Source organism: Halioxenophilus sp. WMMB6, assembly GCF_033283405.1.
Lineage (GTDB): Bacteria > Pseudomonadota > Gammaproteobacteria > Pseudomonadales > Cellvibrionaceae > Halioxenophilus.
The window spans coordinates 139,365-154,882 of sequence record NZ_JAWMQR010000001.1; the positions used below are offsets into that span (position 1 = coordinate 139,365).

A 15,518-nucleotide genomic window follows, 5' to 3' on the forward strand; every position below is an offset into this window, starting at 1 on the left:
TTCTCAATTAAGTAATAATTATATAACATTAATTCAATTGAGTGTATTTGCCTGCGGAGAGTGTAGCAATGAGTGAGTCTGGCCACGATAGCAACCAGCAACAGCCCCCCACTAAGCGAAATATAGGGCCGGTATTGTGCGGCACTTTGGTTACTGGTGATCTGGAGCTGATTATTAACGCCTACCAGGGCTGGCTAGATATGGCGGTAAGCGAGCAGGGGGTGCTGCCAGAAGCTCTGGCTTCAGGCTGGGCGATGCCGAGTCTCGCGGGCCAGCGCTATGCGCTGCTGACCAGTCGTTCCGGCGCCAGTTGGCTGCGGGTGATTGAACAGCCTGGCTGTGCCCCGGCCGAGCCGGTGGCGAGCCTGGGTTGGCTGTCGCTGGAGGTGCTGGTGGAGGATGTGTTCAAGCTCGCTGAACGGTTGCGCGAGAGCCCCTTCCGTTTTATTGGTGAGCCCGCCAAGTTGGATGTGAGTGACAGTATTACCGCCTGTCAGGTGGTGGGCCCAGCCGGAGAGGTGCTCTACCTAACCGCCGTAGCCAGCCCGGTACCGCCCTTTGAACTGCCGGTGGCCACGGCCTTTGTCGACCGTTTGTTTATTCCGGTTATGGCTGTTCCGGAGCGCGCTAGCGCCATGCACTACTATGAAACCGCTGATAACTTTAAAGCGCTGGCGTTTGATACCAAGGTCACCGTGATCAACCGCTCACTGGGCAAGCCCATAGAGCGCCGCATACCGGTCTGTACGCTGCAGCTCGACCACGAAAGCCTGATTGAAATTGATGAGGTGAGCGAGTTTCCAGCGCGGGCCGTGTTGCCTTCTGGTCTGGTGGCAGGTATTGCCGTGGTAAGTTTTCTGGTGGATAGCTTCGAGCAGATTCCCGGGCAGCCGTTGGCGCCGGTGTTTACCCTCGATGATGGCTTCTATCAGGGGCGTAGAGCCGCTCTCTATCGCGGGCCGGCGGGAGAGTTGGTGGAGTTTATTGAACGTTAGAAGTAAGGGCCGTGGCATACTGGCCAGGTTGGGCGGTATGCCACGGCAGCAGTAAAGACTCCGCTTAGCTCTGCGACGTTGCCATCTCAAAGCCTTTGGGTAGGCCGGCATCCGGCGTGAAGCCATAGAGCTCCACGCTTTCCGGCAGGCTCTCACGCAGGATTTGGCGAGCGGCCAGCAGGCTCTCGAAGTTGACGCCGGTTTTCAACCCCATCCCCTCCAGCAAAAAGACCAGATCCTCGGTGATGATATTGCCGGAGGCACCCGGTGCAAACGGGCAGCCGCCAATACCGGCCATGGAGGCATCGATGGTGGTCAGCCCCATCTCCAGCGCCGCCATCACATTGGCCAAACCCTGGCCGCGGGTATTGTGCAGGTGCACGCCATTCAGTGCCTCGCGGCCTACCGCATCCCAAATACCCTGGGTGAGCTGTTTAACCTGGGTGGGGGTACCAAAACCGGTGGTATCGGAAAGGCCAACTTCGCTGCAGCCGGCTTTGATCAAAGCCTCGGCCATCTCAATCACTTTGCTGGCCGGCACCTTGCCCTCCAGGGTGCAACCAAAGGCGGTGGAGAGACCACCTTCAAACACGGGCCGCTGGTCGGCGGGCTGATCGGCGATCAATTCGGCAATAGCGCGCACCTCATCCAGCATCTGCGCGTGGGTGCGACGCACATTCTTCAGGCTGTGGGTCTCTGAAACGGAAAGGGGGATAGTAATTTTGTGGGCGCCAGCGGCCACGGCCGCCTGGGCACCGCGCAAGTTGGGGACCAGTACCGCCACCTGCAGGCCGGGAATGGTGCGCGCGTGGGCGACAATCTCTGCGGTATCGGCCAGCTGCGGCAGCACCTTGGCGGGCACGAAGGAGCCCACCTCAATCTCTGGCAGGCCAGCGGCGGCCAGTGCGCTGATCCAGCGTTTTTTGTCCTCGGTGCTCATGATGGGGCTGATGCTTTGTAAGCCGTCACGGGGCCCAACTTCGCTGATCTCAATATCGATATCCTGCCTGGTTGCCACTTGTTGCGCTCCTCAATACTAAACTTTATAAGACATAATGATATGTTGATGGTGTTTTAATTGCACGTTGCTGACACAGGCCCAACTGGCTTAAGCCGGGTACAGTGTAGCGCGCGGTACCGCCGATAGGTTGCTTTCCCCTCTCTGCCGTAGCTGTCTAGCAGGTAAAAAAAAGCCCTGTAAACAGGGCTAAACATTGGAGACAAACTGGTTTCGTCTCCGACAGAGAGTCGTCGAACACGTAAAAAATCTGACTGGCTAGGCCGCGACTGCGGTGGTTGGCTCCAGGCCGTGGGGAATGGGCACTCCCTCTTCACTCATGGCGACAAACACCATGCGGTCTATTTCAATAATCGATTCCAGGGTGACCTTGTTGCGCACCACACACTTGACGGTCAGCGAGGTGGTGCCCACGCTCACCACCGCCAGGCCAAACTCCAGCACATCGCCGGTTCTGGCTGGGCTGGTAAAGTTGATTTCGGAAATTAGCTTGGTCACCAGGTATTTGGTTTTCATCTGGCAGGCGGCGAAAATAGCGGCCTCTTCATCGATCCAGCTCAATAGGCGGCCCCCGAACAGCACATTGGTTGCGTTTAAATCGGTGGGTTTAACGAACCGCCGGGAATAGAACTTCATGGCACTCCTTTTTGCTTACACTGAAAATCGATTAACCAATAAACTGCCAGCGGACTTGCTGGTTGCGATATAAATACTAATGTAATAACAATATAACATATGTTTTGGGTTGGCAAGCGCCGATGGACGCTTGCGGCCCAATATCTATAAAAAGTTTGGCGGCGTGATAATTGTCATTGCCGTGAGCTGATTAGTGGTGTGAGATGGAGAATAGCCAGCGCAACGCAGGTGGGGTGTCAGTCACCGCTGGCCAAAGCGGGTGGCCGAAAAATTGCCTGCGGTGGCCGGGATGTCGGCGCTTAAAGCTGTGCTGCTCTATGGAGTATTGAGATTAGCCAGACTATTGGTTACCGGCTATTGCTAGTGGCACTGTGGTGTTAACACTGGTTTTGGCTGGGATGTCTGGTGTTGTTGCCAATCGGCACGCAAACTAACCTGCCTTGCCTGCACCGCTGTTGGTGTCGGCAGGTCGAAAGTAATGAAAGAGGTTTTGAACGATGAGTAAGGCTGCTACAGGCTACAGCGAATTCGCCAGGGGGTGGCCAATTATCCTGGCTGCTGGGCTCGGAATCGGTTTGGGATTGTCGCCTATGCCGTTCTATACCATCGGTATGTTCGCGCCGCAGTTAGCGCGCGAGTTCCAGTGGGGCTTCGGCGATATTATGGTTGGCATTATGGTGATGACCATCATGTCGTTAATTGCGAGCCCTATCGTTGGCCATCTGGCCGACCGATACGGGGTGCGTAAAATCGCACTGACCTCCGTTGTTCTCTTTTCGTTATCCTTTGCCGGTTTTGCTTTGAGCACTGGTTCTTTGGTGTTGTTTTACATCAACTGGGGACTGATGGCTTTACTGGGGGCGGGCACGCTGCCAATTACCTGGACTCGGGCGGTAAACACCTGGTTTGAGAAGAAAAAAGGGTTGGCGTTGGGCTTTTCCCTGATTGGTACCGGCCTGTTCGGCGCTCTGATAAAGCCGCTTACGGTCTGGTTGATTGCCGAGCTGGGTTGGCGCGGCGCCTATGTGGCGATAGCGGCAATGCCATTGCTGATCGCTTTCCCGGTGGCCTGGTTACTGTTTCGTGACGTGCCACCGAGCGAGGGCAGCACCACTGGTGCGGCCAAAGCCAGAACGGTAAAGACTGGCATGAGTGTAGGTGAAGTGCTGAAAGACTACCGCTTCTGGATTTTAATGGTTGCCGTTGTCCCCATCTCGTTCGCCCTGGGTGGCCCCATCCCCAATATGGAAAATCTGTTGGCGACCAAGGGCTTCAATGCGTTGGAGGTGGCCTCCATCGTGCCGGTAATCGGTATTTCGGTGTTGGTTGGTCGGACCGTGGGTGGCTTTTTGATCGATCACCTCTGGGCGCCGGGCGTGGCCTTTGTATTGCTGTCGTTGCCGGCTCTGGCCTGCTGGATTCTGGCACACTACGACGTCACCATGGGGGTGGCGATCTTCTCCGTTTTCCTGATTGGCTTCGCATCCGGTGTTGAGTACGACCTGCTCGCTTATCTGGTGGCCCGCTACTTTGGTATGAAAAGTTACTCCACCATTTACGGATTTCTCTATGGCTCTTTTGCCTTGGGTGCCGGTTCAGCTCCTACCGTGTTTGGCAAAATTTACGATCAGACGCAAAGCTACACATCGATTCTGGTGGTGTCGATGGTGATTCTACTGATTGGTGCAGTAATGTTATTGGCCATGGGGCGTTACCGTTTTATTGAGTCGGAAGAGGAGATGGTGGCGGCCACGGAAGAGGCGATGGAGAGGGTGGTGGTCGAACCCTAATGGGCTAACCGCTATTAATGGTGCAGGCCGATTGCGGCCTGCGTCTGCTTTGTTGAGCGCACTGTTTATTCTCCTCCACTCGCTTTTATCCTTCACACTCTCTTTTATCTCTCACCATTCTCTGGCCGTTAGGCTCTAGTTTTTAGAGCTCAGCCTTTAAAGCGCTGCCCTTAAACCCCAGCTCCTTTAATGGCCAATGGTGCCCATGATTATTTAATGCCCAGTTGCTGAACGATGCTCTCTATCTACCCTTTTCTGGTTGATTTTGTGCAAACTTTTTTGGCGATGGGCGATAGCCTTATTGCGGTTCTCCCTGTTTTTATAAAGGTTTTTCTGCCTGTGGCAGAGCGTGCCAACTATTTTTCATTTTTGATTAATGTTAATGCGCGGCTAACAAACGGGCGATAATTTATCGCCATACAGGGCTGCTCTTACAGACTGATGACAGCGCCTAAAGAAGCTAATTTATTCCAGTGAGTTTGTCCGCTACTTCTGGTACGAGTGGTATCTGCCTAGGGCACCACTCTTTTTTATTTTCGCCGTCTGTGCGCACGAGGTTACCGCATAGGCACAGGCCGCTAACACCATTTGGCTTTATCGTCTCTGATCACCTACTCGATGGATTGCCAGCTATGCAGAATTTAACCAACATCGCCAAACCGGAATTAATCACTGGGGTTAATGAAAAGGAACTTTGGTTGTCGACTGCAGGCATTCCCATAATTATCTGTCTGTTACTGGCGACCTTCTCGCTCACCCACGGAAACGGTGACGACGAAGCCGACCCTGATCGCCAATTAACATTTCTTGCGCACGCGCGTGACAAAACCGTACAGCGGGCTGCCCAAGCGCCGAGCGCAGATGCTGTTAAGGTCGCGCCAATGGCTGGTGCTTGGCTACAGACACATGCGTTGCAACTGGTTGATCTGCTTGCTCTGCGTGCAGCCAGAGAAGAGCAGGCGTCGGAACTCAACACCTACCTATTAGGGGCCGTCGATGGCCTGCTTGAGGTGAACGAATTAAACCGCCGGGTGGAAGCCGCCGAAACAAAGGGAGAGCCGGCAGCCTCGGCCAGTGGCAGTGGTGTGAATTTGGCGCGGCTCGCCCAAAGCAATTAACCCATTCCCCTACGTCCTACCAAAACTTCCCTCGGCGAAACAATGCATTACGCGTAGAGCGCTGGTCACTCGATATCCATGCAAATAGAGCAACTCTGTTGTGGTTTGCTGCTTGCCCAGCTGGATCTATTTCGCCCGCTAGCCGTGCATTAAATAGCCATTTCCAGTCTTCTCTGCTGATCAAAGGAAAAAAACGCGAGCTGGTCTTGGCTCATTATTTGAGATTTGAACCACTCGCTTACTATCCAAAATCTGATGGTGCTTTATTTAAAATGTTATGCCGTAGTTTGAGTTTGTTGTTGGTTGGCTGGGTCAGCCTGGTTGGTTGTACGCAGCAGCAGTCGTCTGCAGCGGCACAGGTGCATGCGCAATCCTTTGCTATCGCTGATACACAGGAAGGGCCGGTGCAAGCGGTGCCCGCTGATGGGCTGCTGATCTACAAAGGCATTCCCTACGCGGCGCCGCCTGTGGGTGAGCTACGCTGGCGGGCACCGCAGGCTGCGCTTAAACGCGAGCAGCTTTTGTTAGCTGACTCTTTCGGCAAGCGCTGTATGCAGCGCCCTCCGAACCCCCAGTTGAAAAAGAGACCAGAAGCTTACACACAGCCCGAAAGTGAAGACTGCCTCTATCTGAATATCTATCGACCTGACAGCAGCGAAGGGAACTTGCCGGTTATGGTCTGGATTCCGGGTGGCGGGCTAGTGACCGGGTCGGGATCGCGGCCGGTAAATCATGGCGGTAATTTGGCCCGTGAAGGTGTGGTTGTTGTCAGTATCAACTATCGCTTAGGTCGCTTTGGCTTTTTTGCACACCCGGAACTGTCGGACCTGAATCCCGATAATGGTGCTCTCTACAATTTCGGGCTTATGGACCAGATTGCTGCTTTGCAATGGGTACAGGCCAATATCTCAGGTTTTGGTGGTGACCCGGCTAGAGTCACCATTATGGGCGAGTCGGCCGGCGCTGCATCGGTGGATGCGTTGCTAACCTCCCCCCCGGCACGCGGCCTCTTTTCGGCGGCCATAGCACAATCTGGATACGGCCGGGGACCGCAGCCGCGTGTTGCGGCACTGGCGCATGCCGACGATGTGCCGGTTGAACAGATTGGTTTGGATATCGCCAAACGATTGGGTACTCCCGAAGCGAGCTTGGCAGAGCTTCGCGCCGTTTCCGCAGAGAAGATTGTCGAAGCCACCGATTTCAGCGGCTTTATTTCTTTCGCAATCGACGGCGTCAACTTGACGGACGATTTGAGCAATGAGTTTGCCGAAGGTCGGCAGGCGCCGGTGCCGCTCTTAATTGGCTCTACCGACTTTGAGTTCGGCATGGTGCCACCCGCCATGCAGCGCCAAATTATGTTGGGAATTCTGCCGGAGGCCGAACACATCGGCCTGGCTCAAGATTACGGCGGCGCCGAGCTGCGCGACCATCTGCTCTATAACGATTATGTGTTTACAGCCCAAGCCAGAGCGCTGGCACTGTCACAGGCGAGGCTGGGGCAGCCCGTCTACCTTTATCGCTTTGCTGTGCCCTCGGCCGGTATGCAACTGCCTCTGGTGGGGGCGGCAGGTGTTAAAGGTGCCGGCCATGCAAGCGATCTTCCCTATATGTTTGGCAACTTTACCGGTGATCATGGCGAGCCGTTGGCGCCTGACAATGAACAGCGTTGGGTCTCGAGGCAGATGATCCGTTACTGGGCTAATTTCGCCAAAGCGGGTAACCCCAATGGTGCCGATCTACCGGCATGGTCCCTTTTCGAGGGGCAGAGCCTGATGGACTTCACTCTGGATGGCTCACAAACCGTTATAGATCCATGGCGGGATCGCCTGGAGAGGGTGAATCGGTTGTTAGGGGATTTTCAGTAGCAACAAGCTGTTGCCTGGGGGCAGCGCTCTGGCCTGCACCGGGGTATTTCCGGGAGAGGAGTGCTCTCTCGGGAGTGCCGGTGGTTTGTCGGGCTGTGTATCTGGGCGGGTATCTGGTTGTTCGTCTCTACCGGTCACTATTTCAGCGGGTAACCCAGCGCCGCCAGCGGCTTGGCCCAGTGGCTGCTTTGTTCGCTGAGTCGCGCTACCGGGTATTGCAGGCGGCCCATCTGTGCAGCGGTGGAGCGGGGGTCGCCATCGACTGCGAACAGTTTGAACTTTGCCGGCGGTGGTGATTGGCTGATCAGATCAAATTCGGCTTCGGCCGTGACCGCACCCTGCCAGCAGGGGCCGGCGCGCAGCAGCTCCACCGCCCGGCGATGGACATCGGCCGGTTGCAGGTCGCTGGAGAGCTCCACCAGATAGCTGCGATTGCGCTTAAACCAGGGGTAGAAGAGCCGCTCCCAGCGGGCAATGCGGAAGGCTCGCACCAACTGCGCACCATCGAATTCGGGCTCCAGGCTGGGGGCGTAGTTGCTGGCCCAGTCGTCCCGTTCAGCGGCGTCCACGGCACTGAGGCCGAGGCTGGCTCCGGTCACCGCATGGCCCTCATTCACCAGCCAAGCCGCCACCTGGCCACCCAGATGCAGGCCGGCCACATCGTACTCGGTTAAACCCAGGCGTTGACAGGCCAGGGCTATCTCCCGGCCAATGGCGGCCACCGAGCTGGGGGCATCATCCTGGCGCCGGTCGGAGTCGCCGTGGCCGGGTAGCTCCACGGCGATTGCCGGTCGCTGCTTGGTGAGTTCTGCCAGGCAGTCGCTAAAGCTGCGTTGGGAGCCGCCGGCGCCGTGCAGCAGCACCAGAGGCCGCTGAACGCTGGCGGTGGTGAGGTTGCCCACCCAGGCCAGTGCCCGGCGGTCTTCGCCCACCCAGCCGCGGCTCAGGCCGAACGCATCGGCCCGGGGATATATGGGGGCGGGAGCCGGGTCACCTGGCTGTTCGTTGAACAGGCTGATAAAGGCAAGATGCATCGCCTCCGGCGTGCTGAAGGCGCGGGTGGCTACGCCATTAAAACCGGGTCGCTGCAGGTGGGCGGCCAGCGGGTCGAGCTCCATGGCGGCAAACAGGTGGGGGGTGGTCAGCGCCGACAGCCAATCGCCGGCTTTAAAGGTAAAGGCGGCGTGATAGGGCATGCGGTAGTTATCGCCGGATTCAAGAAAGTCCAGGGCATTGCCGTGCAGGTGTGGCATGGGGCTGACATCGTAATGCATACGGTATTCCGGCTTGGCCATATGCCAGGGGAAGAAGACCGTCTGCTCTTCCACCCGCGCCCACAACCAACAGAGATGAGAGCCATCCCAGTTGGGCTCAAAGCGGGGCAGGTAGCCTTCCAGCAGCAGCTGGCGTTCGGCGTCACTCCAATCGGGCAGACCATCACAGGCCAGGGCGCTCACCCGCTCCGGATGGCGCGCGGCGAGGGCACAGGCAATGGTGGCGCCGGTGTGGAAGCCGTAGACACCAAAGCGCCCTAGCTGCAGCTCATCGGCAAGCTCAAGCAGGGCTTCGGCAAAGTCAGCGGTGGTGGCGTCAGTTACCGTCAGCGGTGACGAGAGGCCGTTACCTGGGGTATCCGGGGCGATCACGCAGAAGCCGGCGGTGGCCAAGCGGCGGCCGATGGCCTCCATACAGCGCGATGACTGGGGCGAGCCGTGCAGCGCCAGAATTGCTGGGCCGCTACCCCAGCGACGGTAGTGCACGCGGCGGCCGTTGACCAGGGCGTAGGCGCGGTGAGTGGAGATCTCTCTGTGGGGGGCCATGGCGATACCTCTCTGTTTAGCTTGTGGCGACGCTGGCGCAAGTTGCTTTGCCAAGTGTTGTTTGGCGAAGAGTTACTTGGCGAAGGCTACCCAGGCGGGGCTCGCCTGGGTGACGCTTGTTTAGGCCGACTCGTAGAGCCAGGGAAACTGTTGCCGGTAGCGGTTCTCGAAGGCGCCGATCTGCTCATCCAATTGCAGGGTCAGGCCAATGGCATCCAGCCCCTTGAGCAGCATCTCCCGGTGTCCGGGGGCTATCTCAAACGGGTAGCGCTGGCCGCCGCCATCAATCACCAACTGCTGGTTGAGGTCGATGGTTAATGGCGTGCCCTGGGGATCCTGCTCCAGGCTGTTGGCCAATACGGCAATCGCGGCATCACTCAACACCACGGGCAGAATGCCGTTGCGGATACAGTTCTGGTAGAAGATGGAGCCGAAGCCGGGCGCAATTACCGCACGAATGCCGTACTCGGCCAGGGCCCACACCGCGTGTTCCCGGGAGGAGCCACAACCAAAGTTGTCGCCACCCAGCAGAATGGTGGTGTTGCGGTAGGCGGGGCGGTTGAGCACGAAGTCCGGGTTGATGGTGCGCTCGTCCGGATTGGTATAGCGCCACACGGCGAACAGGCCGTCACCCAACCCTTTTTTGGAGACCCCTTTCATCTCCCGGCTGGGAATGATGGCATCGGTATCGATGTTAATGCGCAGCATGGGTGCTGCGACACCGGTATGAACAGTAAAGGGTTCCATCAGTGCTTCTCCATCAGTGGTCGAGGGTCGCTGATACAGCCGGCGATGGCGCTGGCAGCCACGGTGGCGGGGCTGGCCAGATGGGTGCGGGTACCCGGCCCCTGGCGCGATTCAAAGTTGCGGTTGCTGGTGGAGATCACCCGCTCGCCGGCACCAAAGTGTTCGCCGCCGGCAAAAAAGCACATGGAGCAGCCGCTCTCGCGCCACTCAAAACCGGCATTCAGAAATATCTCGTGCAGTCCTTCAGCCTCGGCCTGGGCCTTCACCTGTTGTGAACCGGGCACACAGATCGCCTTAATGCCTGTCGCCACCTTGCGCCCCTTCAGAATCGAGGCAGCTATGCGCAGATCCTCAATACGGGAGTTGGTACAGGAGCCGATAAAGGCGTTATCAATCTTTAAGCCCGCCATGGGGGTGCCGGGTTCCAGCCCCTGGTAGTGGAGGGCGCGCTCGGCGGCGGTCTGGCTGTCGGCATCGGCCATGGCGGCCGGCGCCGGCACGCTGTCGGTGATGGCACAGGCGTGTTGCGGGCTGGTACCCCAGGTAACCGAGGGGGCGATCTCAGCGGCGTTGATGACAATCTCCTGGTCGAAAACCGCATCGTCGTCACTGCACAGCGTCTGCCAATAGGCTACGGCTTGGCGCCAGGCGTCGCCCTGCGGGGCGTGGGGGCGGCCTTGCAGGTAGGCGAAGGTGGTTTCGTCCGGCGCCACCAACCCGGTGAAGGCAGCGAACTCGACGGCCATGTTACAGAGCGTCATGCGCGCCTCCATCGACAGTGCCGCAACCGCGCTGCCGGCGAATTCGATAATGTAGCCAGCGCCGCCCTTGGCGCCGTAGCGGCCAATCAGGTACAGAATCATATCCTTGGCGGTGACGCCAAAGCCGAGTTCACCCTCATAGCGCACGCGCATGGTGGCCGGCCGGTTGACGCGCAGGGTCTGCGTGGCCATGGCGTGTTCCGCCTCTGAGGAGCCAATGCCCCAGGCGAGCGCGCCCATGGCGCCCTGGGTGCAGGTGTGGCTGTCGGGGCAGACCAGGGTCAGGCCGGGCAGCACAATGCCCTGCTCGGGGCTGATCACATGGGCAATACCCTGGCGTGGGTCGCCGATATCAAACAGGGTGATGCCGGCGGCGTTGGCCTCCCGGCGGGTGGACTGAATAAACGCGGTGCCGGAGGGCATGACGGTAGTGTCGCCGCGCCCCGGAAAAGTGTCGACGATGTGGTCCATAGTGCAGTAGACCTGCTCTGGGTGGCGCAGTGTGCGCTGGGCCTCGGCCAGGCTTTGCAGGGCAATGGAGCCGGTGCGTTCGTGTAGAAAAACCCGGTCGATGTAGATCAGTGAGACACCATCATCCAGGTCTGAGACGCGGTGGGCGTCCCAAATCTTCTCAAATACGGTTTTAGACATTGTGAACTCGTAAGCAGTCAGAGCCCGGCAGGCCAGGCCTGCCGGGAGTAGTCGTTAATGCGGTTGCTGCGCCAGCCAGCTGTCACAGATGGCGCTGGCTGAGGCACTCCACACACCACTCTTATTGCTGATGTAGTCGAGAATCCGTTCCAGAGAGGCAATGCGGTGTGGCTGGCCCAGGAGCCAGGGGTGAATGTTCAGTGCCAGCAGGCGGCCACCCTCGTTTTCGGCTTCGGCCAGCAGCAGATCACAGGCGTCTTCAATCTGGTCGGCGTAGCTCTCTTCGCTGTGCAGGTTGTTGCCGAGGATAAAAAAGTCATCCAACTCATTAGAGAGAGGCAGGGCGGTGATCACCTTTGCCTGGGTGTTGAAACGGTAGGGCAGCTCATCGTTGACCCAGTCACACAGGTAGTCGATGCCGTTGGCGGCTAAAAGCTCCGGGGTGTTGGGGCTTTCGAGTCGGCCGGGGCTCAGCCAGCCGCGCACAGGCTGGTCGAAACGCTGGCGCAAGCTATCGAGGGTGCGGCTTACCCACTCGGCTTCTTCGGCCTGGTCAACTTCACCGTGGTGTAGCATATCCATCTGCCAGCCGTGGCCGATCACCTCGTTACCGCGCTCACGCACCATATCCATCAGGTAGGGGGCGCGCTCCACCAGGACGCCATTGATGGCGATGGTGGGCTCGATGTTAAAGCGGTCGAGGGCTTTGAACAGGCGATAGATACCGACCCGGTTGCCGTAGTCGCGCAGCGTGAAGTGACGCAGATCCGGGTAGGGCATCACCATGCCGCCGGGTACCGCAACCGGGTTTTTACGCTGGTTCAGCGGGAAAAACTGCAGGTTTACATTCACCCAAACCGCAAGCTTCGCCCCTTGTGGCCACTGCACGGGGGGGCGCTCGGCCAGCAGCGACCACTCATAGCGGTCGTGATCCATGCCGTAGTGGCGTTTGGGGTATTGCAGGTAGCTGTCATCAAGAGCCATTAGCGTGCCCCTCCCGATTTCGCGGCGATGTCTGCCGTTGCCTGGTCGTAGTAGTTGTTGAGGAAGTAGCTGGCTATCTCGCGGCCGGTGGTGACCCAGACATCCGGGTGGCCGGTGATGTACTCCAGCGCCTCTTCAAAGGCCTTGGCCCGGTGCGGGCAGCTGACCTGATAGTTGTGGGTGGGAATGCACATGATGGTGCCGTTGTCGGCGCCTTCAGCGTAGAGACGATCAAAGTTGGCTTTGATCATCTTGCCGTACTGGCGCGGTTCCACCTTGTTGGTGACGTAGGCGATGGTGTCGTTCATCTCCAGGGAGTAGGGGATGGAGACAAAGCGCTTACCGGAGCGGGTGTGGATCGGCGTCGGTTGATCATCGTGGAACAGATCGCAGGTGTAGAAACCACCTTCATCACCAAACAGCTCGGTGCCTACCTCGGCAAACAGGTCGACGGTCTCGTCGCTGTGTGATAGGGCCGGCGCCAGGTAGCCGGCACACTTCTGGCCGGTGTGGCGATGGATGGTCTCCATGGAGTCCCTGATCATCGCCTTCTCTTGCTCGCTGCTCATACCGTAGGTGTAGCGGGTGTTGTAGATGCCGTGGCTGAAAAACTCCCAGTCACGCTCTTTACACAGCTCGATAATCTCCGGGTGGTGTTCACACAGCGCGGTGGAGAGCGAAATTGAGCCGCGAATACCGTATTTATCCAGCAGTTTCATTTGGCGGATATGGCCCACGCGGTTGCCGTAGTCGCGAATGCCGTAGCCGGCAATGGCCGGGTAGGGCTGCGGCCAGGCCTTACGGAAAGGGTTGGCGGGTGGGTCCAGCTCGTAGAACTCGATATTGGGGGCCACCCAAAAGGCGATGCGGGCACCGTTGGGCCACTCGATCTTAGGGCGGTTGTGGTAGGGCCAGTAGTCATACAGGCCGGGATCAGTGCGCATGGTCGTTACCTCAAGCGTGTTGTGCGGCCAGCCAGCTGAGTACTTCGGCTACCGGCAGAACGTCGGCGTACTTCAGTGACAGATCGGTGAGGTTGGCGAAGTGGTAGCTCTCGTGTTTATCGGCGACACACTCCTCCGGCACGATGGTGCGGTAGCCACGCGACAGGCTGTCGACCGCTGCGGCGCGAATACAGCCCGAGGTGGAGCCACCGGTCAGAATCACTGTGTCAGCCTGGTGCCATACGCACAGGCTCTGCAGTTGGGTCTCAAAGAAGGGTGATGGCATCTTTTTGCAGTAGATCACATCGCGTTCGTGATCGATCTCCAGACGCTCGTCAAATTCCGAGCGCTCGCTGCCAAATTTGATGTTCTGCAGGCTGTCGGGGGTGTCGGTGCGGGTGCCCCAGACGCCGGCATCCTCGCCAGAGTTCATATAGGCGACGTAGGTCCACACTACCGGCCAGTTGAGCTGGCGGAACTGAGTCGCCAGCTGATTGACGTACTTCAGCTGTTTGGGGTCGGTCTCGTAGGCGGTTTTAAAGAGGTCGGTACGGGTATAGGCCTTTTGCAGGTCGATATTGACGAGAATGGCTTTTTTCCCGAATCCGAAGCGCTTACGAGCCGGGTTGGCGCGCACTTCTTCATAAATCTGACGTGCTGTTTTATCGGATAACTCCATAACTCCTCCTGTGGCAGGTTCGGTAATAAGGCCCATATTGCATGGCTGGCCGGTTCTGGGGACGGCTGCGATTTATACACTAATGCCATAACTATATGACAATAACTGGCCGCTTGGCAATTGATATATTGACATAACATTTAGTCAAGATATAAGCTTGCTGGATTGAGTTTCAAGCCGGCCAAAGCTGGATCACAACTAACTAAAAGTGCGCGCTCAACCTTGCTAGGAGGATCTATGACCAAAATCATCGTTTTGTTCAATTTGAAAGACGGTGTTAAAGCCGAAGACTACGAGCTTTGGGCGCAGACGACCGACCTGCCCACAGTGAACGCCCTGGCCTCCGTTGACAAGTTCGAGGTGTTCCGCACCAACGGTCTGCTGGGTGGTGGTGACGCTCCCTACCAATATGTAGAGACCATCGATGTGCCGGATATGGACGCGCTGGGGCCGGATATCTCCAGTGAAACCATGCAGAAAGTGGCCGCGGAGTTTCAACAGTTTGCCGACAACCCGCTGTTTATGATCAGCCACTCCATCGCTACCCCCTAAAGCGTTACCCCTTAAATCATTACCCCCCAAGAGGTTGTTATGGCGAATTATCCCGAATTGAAAGGCCGCGTGGTGGTTATCACCGGTGCCGGCCGCCGCCAGGGGCTGGGTGAGGCCATTGCCCGCCGCCTGGGTAGCGAAGGTTGTAAGGTGGTGTTGTCGGATATCGGCAAGCCCGCCGGTGAATACCTGCCCGAAGGTGCCATTGGCACCAGTGACGAGATGGAAGCCATCGCCGCCGAGTTGCGCGCGGACGGTATCGACGTGGCTACCTGCGTTTGCAACATGCTGCACGAAGAGCAGGTGGAAGCATTGGCCGCCTTTGCCGTCGACACCTTTGGCAGCCTCGATATTTGGGTGAACAACGCCGGCGTTGGCTATTTGATGAAAGCGCTGGTCGACACCGATGCCGCCGAGTGGGATACGGTGTTGGGCGTTAATCTGCGCGGGGTGTTCCTGGGCATCAAACACGCCGGGCGCAACATGATCAAGCAGGGCGGTGGCCGTATTATCAATATCGGCTCACAGGCTTCGAAGAGCGCCTTTGCGGAAGCCGGTGCCTACACCACCTCCAAACACGGTGTGGTGGGGCTGACCCGCGTTGCCGCCAAAGAGCTGGGCACTCACGGCATCAACGTGAATGCCATCTGCCCCAACCACGTGACCACCGGCCTCGGTGCCTGGCAGAACAACCGTTTTGCCAATGGCGACCTCGACAGCTACATGAGCGAGATGCGCGCGCGTATTCCGCTGGGCCGGCCCGGCCTGCAGAGCGACACCGCCAATGCCTGTGCTTTCCTCTGTTCCGATCAGTCGGTTTACATCACCGGCGAATCGATGAATGTCTCCGGTGGTGAAGAGTACCACTGAGTTTGCTGGCCGTTAGCGCGAAACCTGGCGCGGACGCCAAACAATAGTTGATAGAAAAATCGCCGCTATAACGGTGCGGCGACTGGTA

14 protein-coding genes are annotated in these 15,518 nt (G+C 58.0%); 6 read left to right on the plus strand and 8 right to left on the minus strand.

The features are described 5' to 3' along the window. Nucleotides 1–68: 68 nt before the first annotated feature. Nucleotides 69–995: a hypothetical protein gene (locus SBL51_RS00560; RefSeq protein WP_317928517.1), complete on the plus strand. Its 927-nt coding sequence runs from the start codon at nt 69–71 to the stop codon at nt 993–995. A gap of 64 nt (nt 996–1,059) precedes the next feature. Here the strand turns inward: SBL51_RS00560 and SBL51_RS00565 are convergent, their stop codons facing one another. After that, nucleotides 1,060–2,013: a hydroxymethylglutaryl-CoA lyase gene (locus tag SBL51_RS00565; RefSeq protein WP_317928518.1), complete on the minus strand. Its 954-nt coding sequence runs from the start codon at nt 2,011–2,013 to the stop codon at nt 1,060–1,062. Nucleotides 2,014–2,271: 258 nt separating this feature from the next. Further along, nucleotides 2,272–2,649 (minus strand): acyl-CoA thioesterase, encoded by a 378-nt coding sequence (locus tag SBL51_RS00570; RefSeq protein WP_317928519.1) that lies wholly within the window; start codon nt 2,647–2,649, stop codon nt 2,272–2,274. 497 nt (nt 2,650–3,146) lie between these two features. Here SBL51_RS00570 and SBL51_RS00575 point away from each other — a divergent pair, with 497 nt between their 5' ends. The 3 genes from SBL51_RS00575 (at nt 3,147) to SBL51_RS00585 (ending at nt 7,422) form a co-directional block, all read left to right on the plus strand. Next, complete coding sequence (locus tag SBL51_RS00575) at nt 3,147–4,439, plus strand: MFS transporter (RefSeq protein WP_317928520.1); 1,293 nt, start codon at nt 3,147–3,149, stop codon at nt 4,437–4,439. 632 nt (nt 4,440–5,071) lie between these two features. Continuing rightward, nucleotides 5,072–5,557, plus strand: a complete 486-nt coding sequence (locus tag SBL51_RS00580) for a hypothetical protein (protein ID WP_317928521.1) — start codon at nt 5,072–5,074, stop codon at nt 5,555–5,557. Nucleotides 5,558–5,829: 272 nt separating this feature from the next. Then, nucleotides 5,830–7,422 (plus strand): carboxylesterase/lipase family protein, encoded by a 1,593-nt coding sequence (locus SBL51_RS00585; RefSeq protein ID WP_317928522.1) that lies wholly within the window; start codon nt 5,830–5,832, stop codon nt 7,420–7,422. A 137-nt stretch (nt 7,423–7,559) separates the two neighbouring features. On the opposite strand, the gene SBL51_RS00590 is transcribed toward SBL51_RS00585, so the two are convergent. The 6 genes from SBL51_RS00590 to SBL51_RS00615 form a co-directional block, all read right to left on the minus strand. After that, nucleotides 7,560–9,242: an alpha/beta hydrolase gene (locus tag SBL51_RS00590; protein ID WP_317928523.1), complete on the minus strand. Its 1,683-nt coding sequence runs from the start codon at nt 9,240–9,242 to the stop codon at nt 7,560–7,562. A 120-nt stretch (nt 9,243–9,362) separates the two neighbouring features. Further along, the gene (gene leuD, locus SBL51_RS00595) at nt 9,363–9,989 is read right to left on the minus strand and encodes a 3-isopropylmalate dehydratase small subunit (RefSeq protein WP_317928524.1); all 627 of its coding nucleotides are present in this window, start codon (nt 9,987–9,989) and stop codon (nt 9,363–9,365) included. Beyond that, nucleotides 9,989–11,401, minus strand: a complete 1,413-nt coding sequence (leuC, locus tag SBL51_RS00600) for a 3-isopropylmalate dehydratase large subunit (protein ID WP_317928525.1) — start codon at nt 11,399–11,401, stop codon at nt 9,989–9,991. The genes leuD and leuC overlap by 1 nt, the downstream gene beginning before the upstream one ends. Nucleotides 11,402–11,455: 54 nt before the next feature. Further along, the gene (locus SBL51_RS00605) at nt 11,456–12,385 is read right to left on the minus strand and encodes a polysaccharide deacetylase family protein (RefSeq protein ID WP_317928526.1); all 930 of its coding nucleotides are present in this window, start codon (nt 12,383–12,385) and stop codon (nt 11,456–11,458) included. After that, nucleotides 12,385–13,329, minus strand: coding sequence for a polysaccharide deacetylase family protein (locus tag SBL51_RS00610; RefSeq protein ID WP_317928527.1), 945 nt, complete (start codon nt 13,327–13,329; stop codon nt 12,385–12,387). Before SBL51_RS00610 ends, SBL51_RS00605 begins: the two co-directional genes overlap by 1 nt. 10 nt (nt 13,330–13,339) lie before the next feature. Beyond that, nucleotides 13,340–14,008, minus strand: coding sequence for an isochorismatase family protein (locus SBL51_RS00615; RefSeq protein ID WP_317928528.1), 669 nt, complete (start codon nt 14,006–14,008; stop codon nt 13,340–13,342). 237 nt (nt 14,009–14,245) lie between these two features. On the opposite strand from SBL51_RS00615, the gene SBL51_RS00620 reads away from it, so the two are divergent. After that, on the plus strand, nt 14,246–14,560 hold the full coding sequence (locus tag SBL51_RS00620; RefSeq protein WP_317928529.1) for an REDY-like protein HapK: 315 nt from the start codon (nt 14,246–14,248) through the stop codon (nt 14,558–14,560). A 39-nt stretch (nt 14,561–14,599) separates the two neighbouring features. After that, complete coding sequence (locus SBL51_RS00625) at nt 14,600–15,430, plus strand: SDR family NAD(P)-dependent oxidoreductase (RefSeq protein WP_317928530.1); 831 nt, start codon at nt 14,600–14,602, stop codon at nt 15,428–15,430. Nucleotides 15,431–15,518: the final 88 nt, after the last annotated feature.

Coding starts and splice junctions, on each gene's coding strand:
- SBL51_RS00590 (WP_317928523.1), bottom strand. CDS start 9,242: ATGGCCCCCCACAGAGAGATCTCCACTCACCGCGCCTACGCCCTGGTC.
- SBL51_RS00585 (WP_317928522.1), top strand. CDS start 5,830: ATGTTATGCCGTAGTTTGAGTTTGTTGTTGGTTGGCTGGGTCAGCCTG.
- SBL51_RS00580 (WP_317928521.1), top strand. CDS start 5,072: ATGCAGAATTTAACCAACATCGCCAAACCGGAATTAATCACTGGGGTT.
- SBL51_RS00625 (WP_317928530.1), top strand. CDS start 14,600: ATGGCGAATTATCCCGAATTGAAAGGCCGCGTGGTGGTTATCACCGGT.
- SBL51_RS00575 (WP_317928520.1), top strand. CDS start 3,147: ATGAGTAAGGCTGCTACAGGCTACAGCGAATTCGCCAGGGGGTGGCCA.
- SBL51_RS00605 (WP_317928526.1), bottom strand. CDS start 12,385: ATGGCTCTTGATGACAGCTACCTGCAATACCCCAAACGCCACTACGGC.
- SBL51_RS00620 (WP_317928529.1), top strand. CDS start 14,246: ATGACCAAAATCATCGTTTTGTTCAATTTGAAAGACGGTGTTAAAGCC.
- SBL51_RS00615 (WP_317928528.1), bottom strand. CDS start 14,008: ATGGAGTTATCCGATAAAACAGCACGTCAGATTTATGAAGAAGTGCGC.
- SBL51_RS00560 (WP_317928517.1), top strand. CDS start 69: ATGAGTGAGTCTGGCCACGATAGCAACCAGCAACAGCCCCCCACTAAG.
- leuD (WP_317928524.1), bottom strand. CDS start 9,989: ATGGAACCCTTTACTGTTCATACCGGTGTCGCAGCACCCATGCTGCGC.
- SBL51_RS00570 (WP_317928519.1), bottom strand. CDS start 2,649: ATGAAGTTCTATTCCCGGCGGTTCGTTAAACCCACCGATTTAAACGCA.
- leuC (WP_317928525.1), bottom strand. CDS start 11,401: ATGTCTAAAACCGTATTTGAGAAGATTTGGGACGCCCACCGCGTCTCA.
- SBL51_RS00610 (WP_317928527.1), bottom strand. CDS start 13,329: ATGCGCACTGATCCCGGCCTGTATGACTACTGGCCCTACCACAACCGC.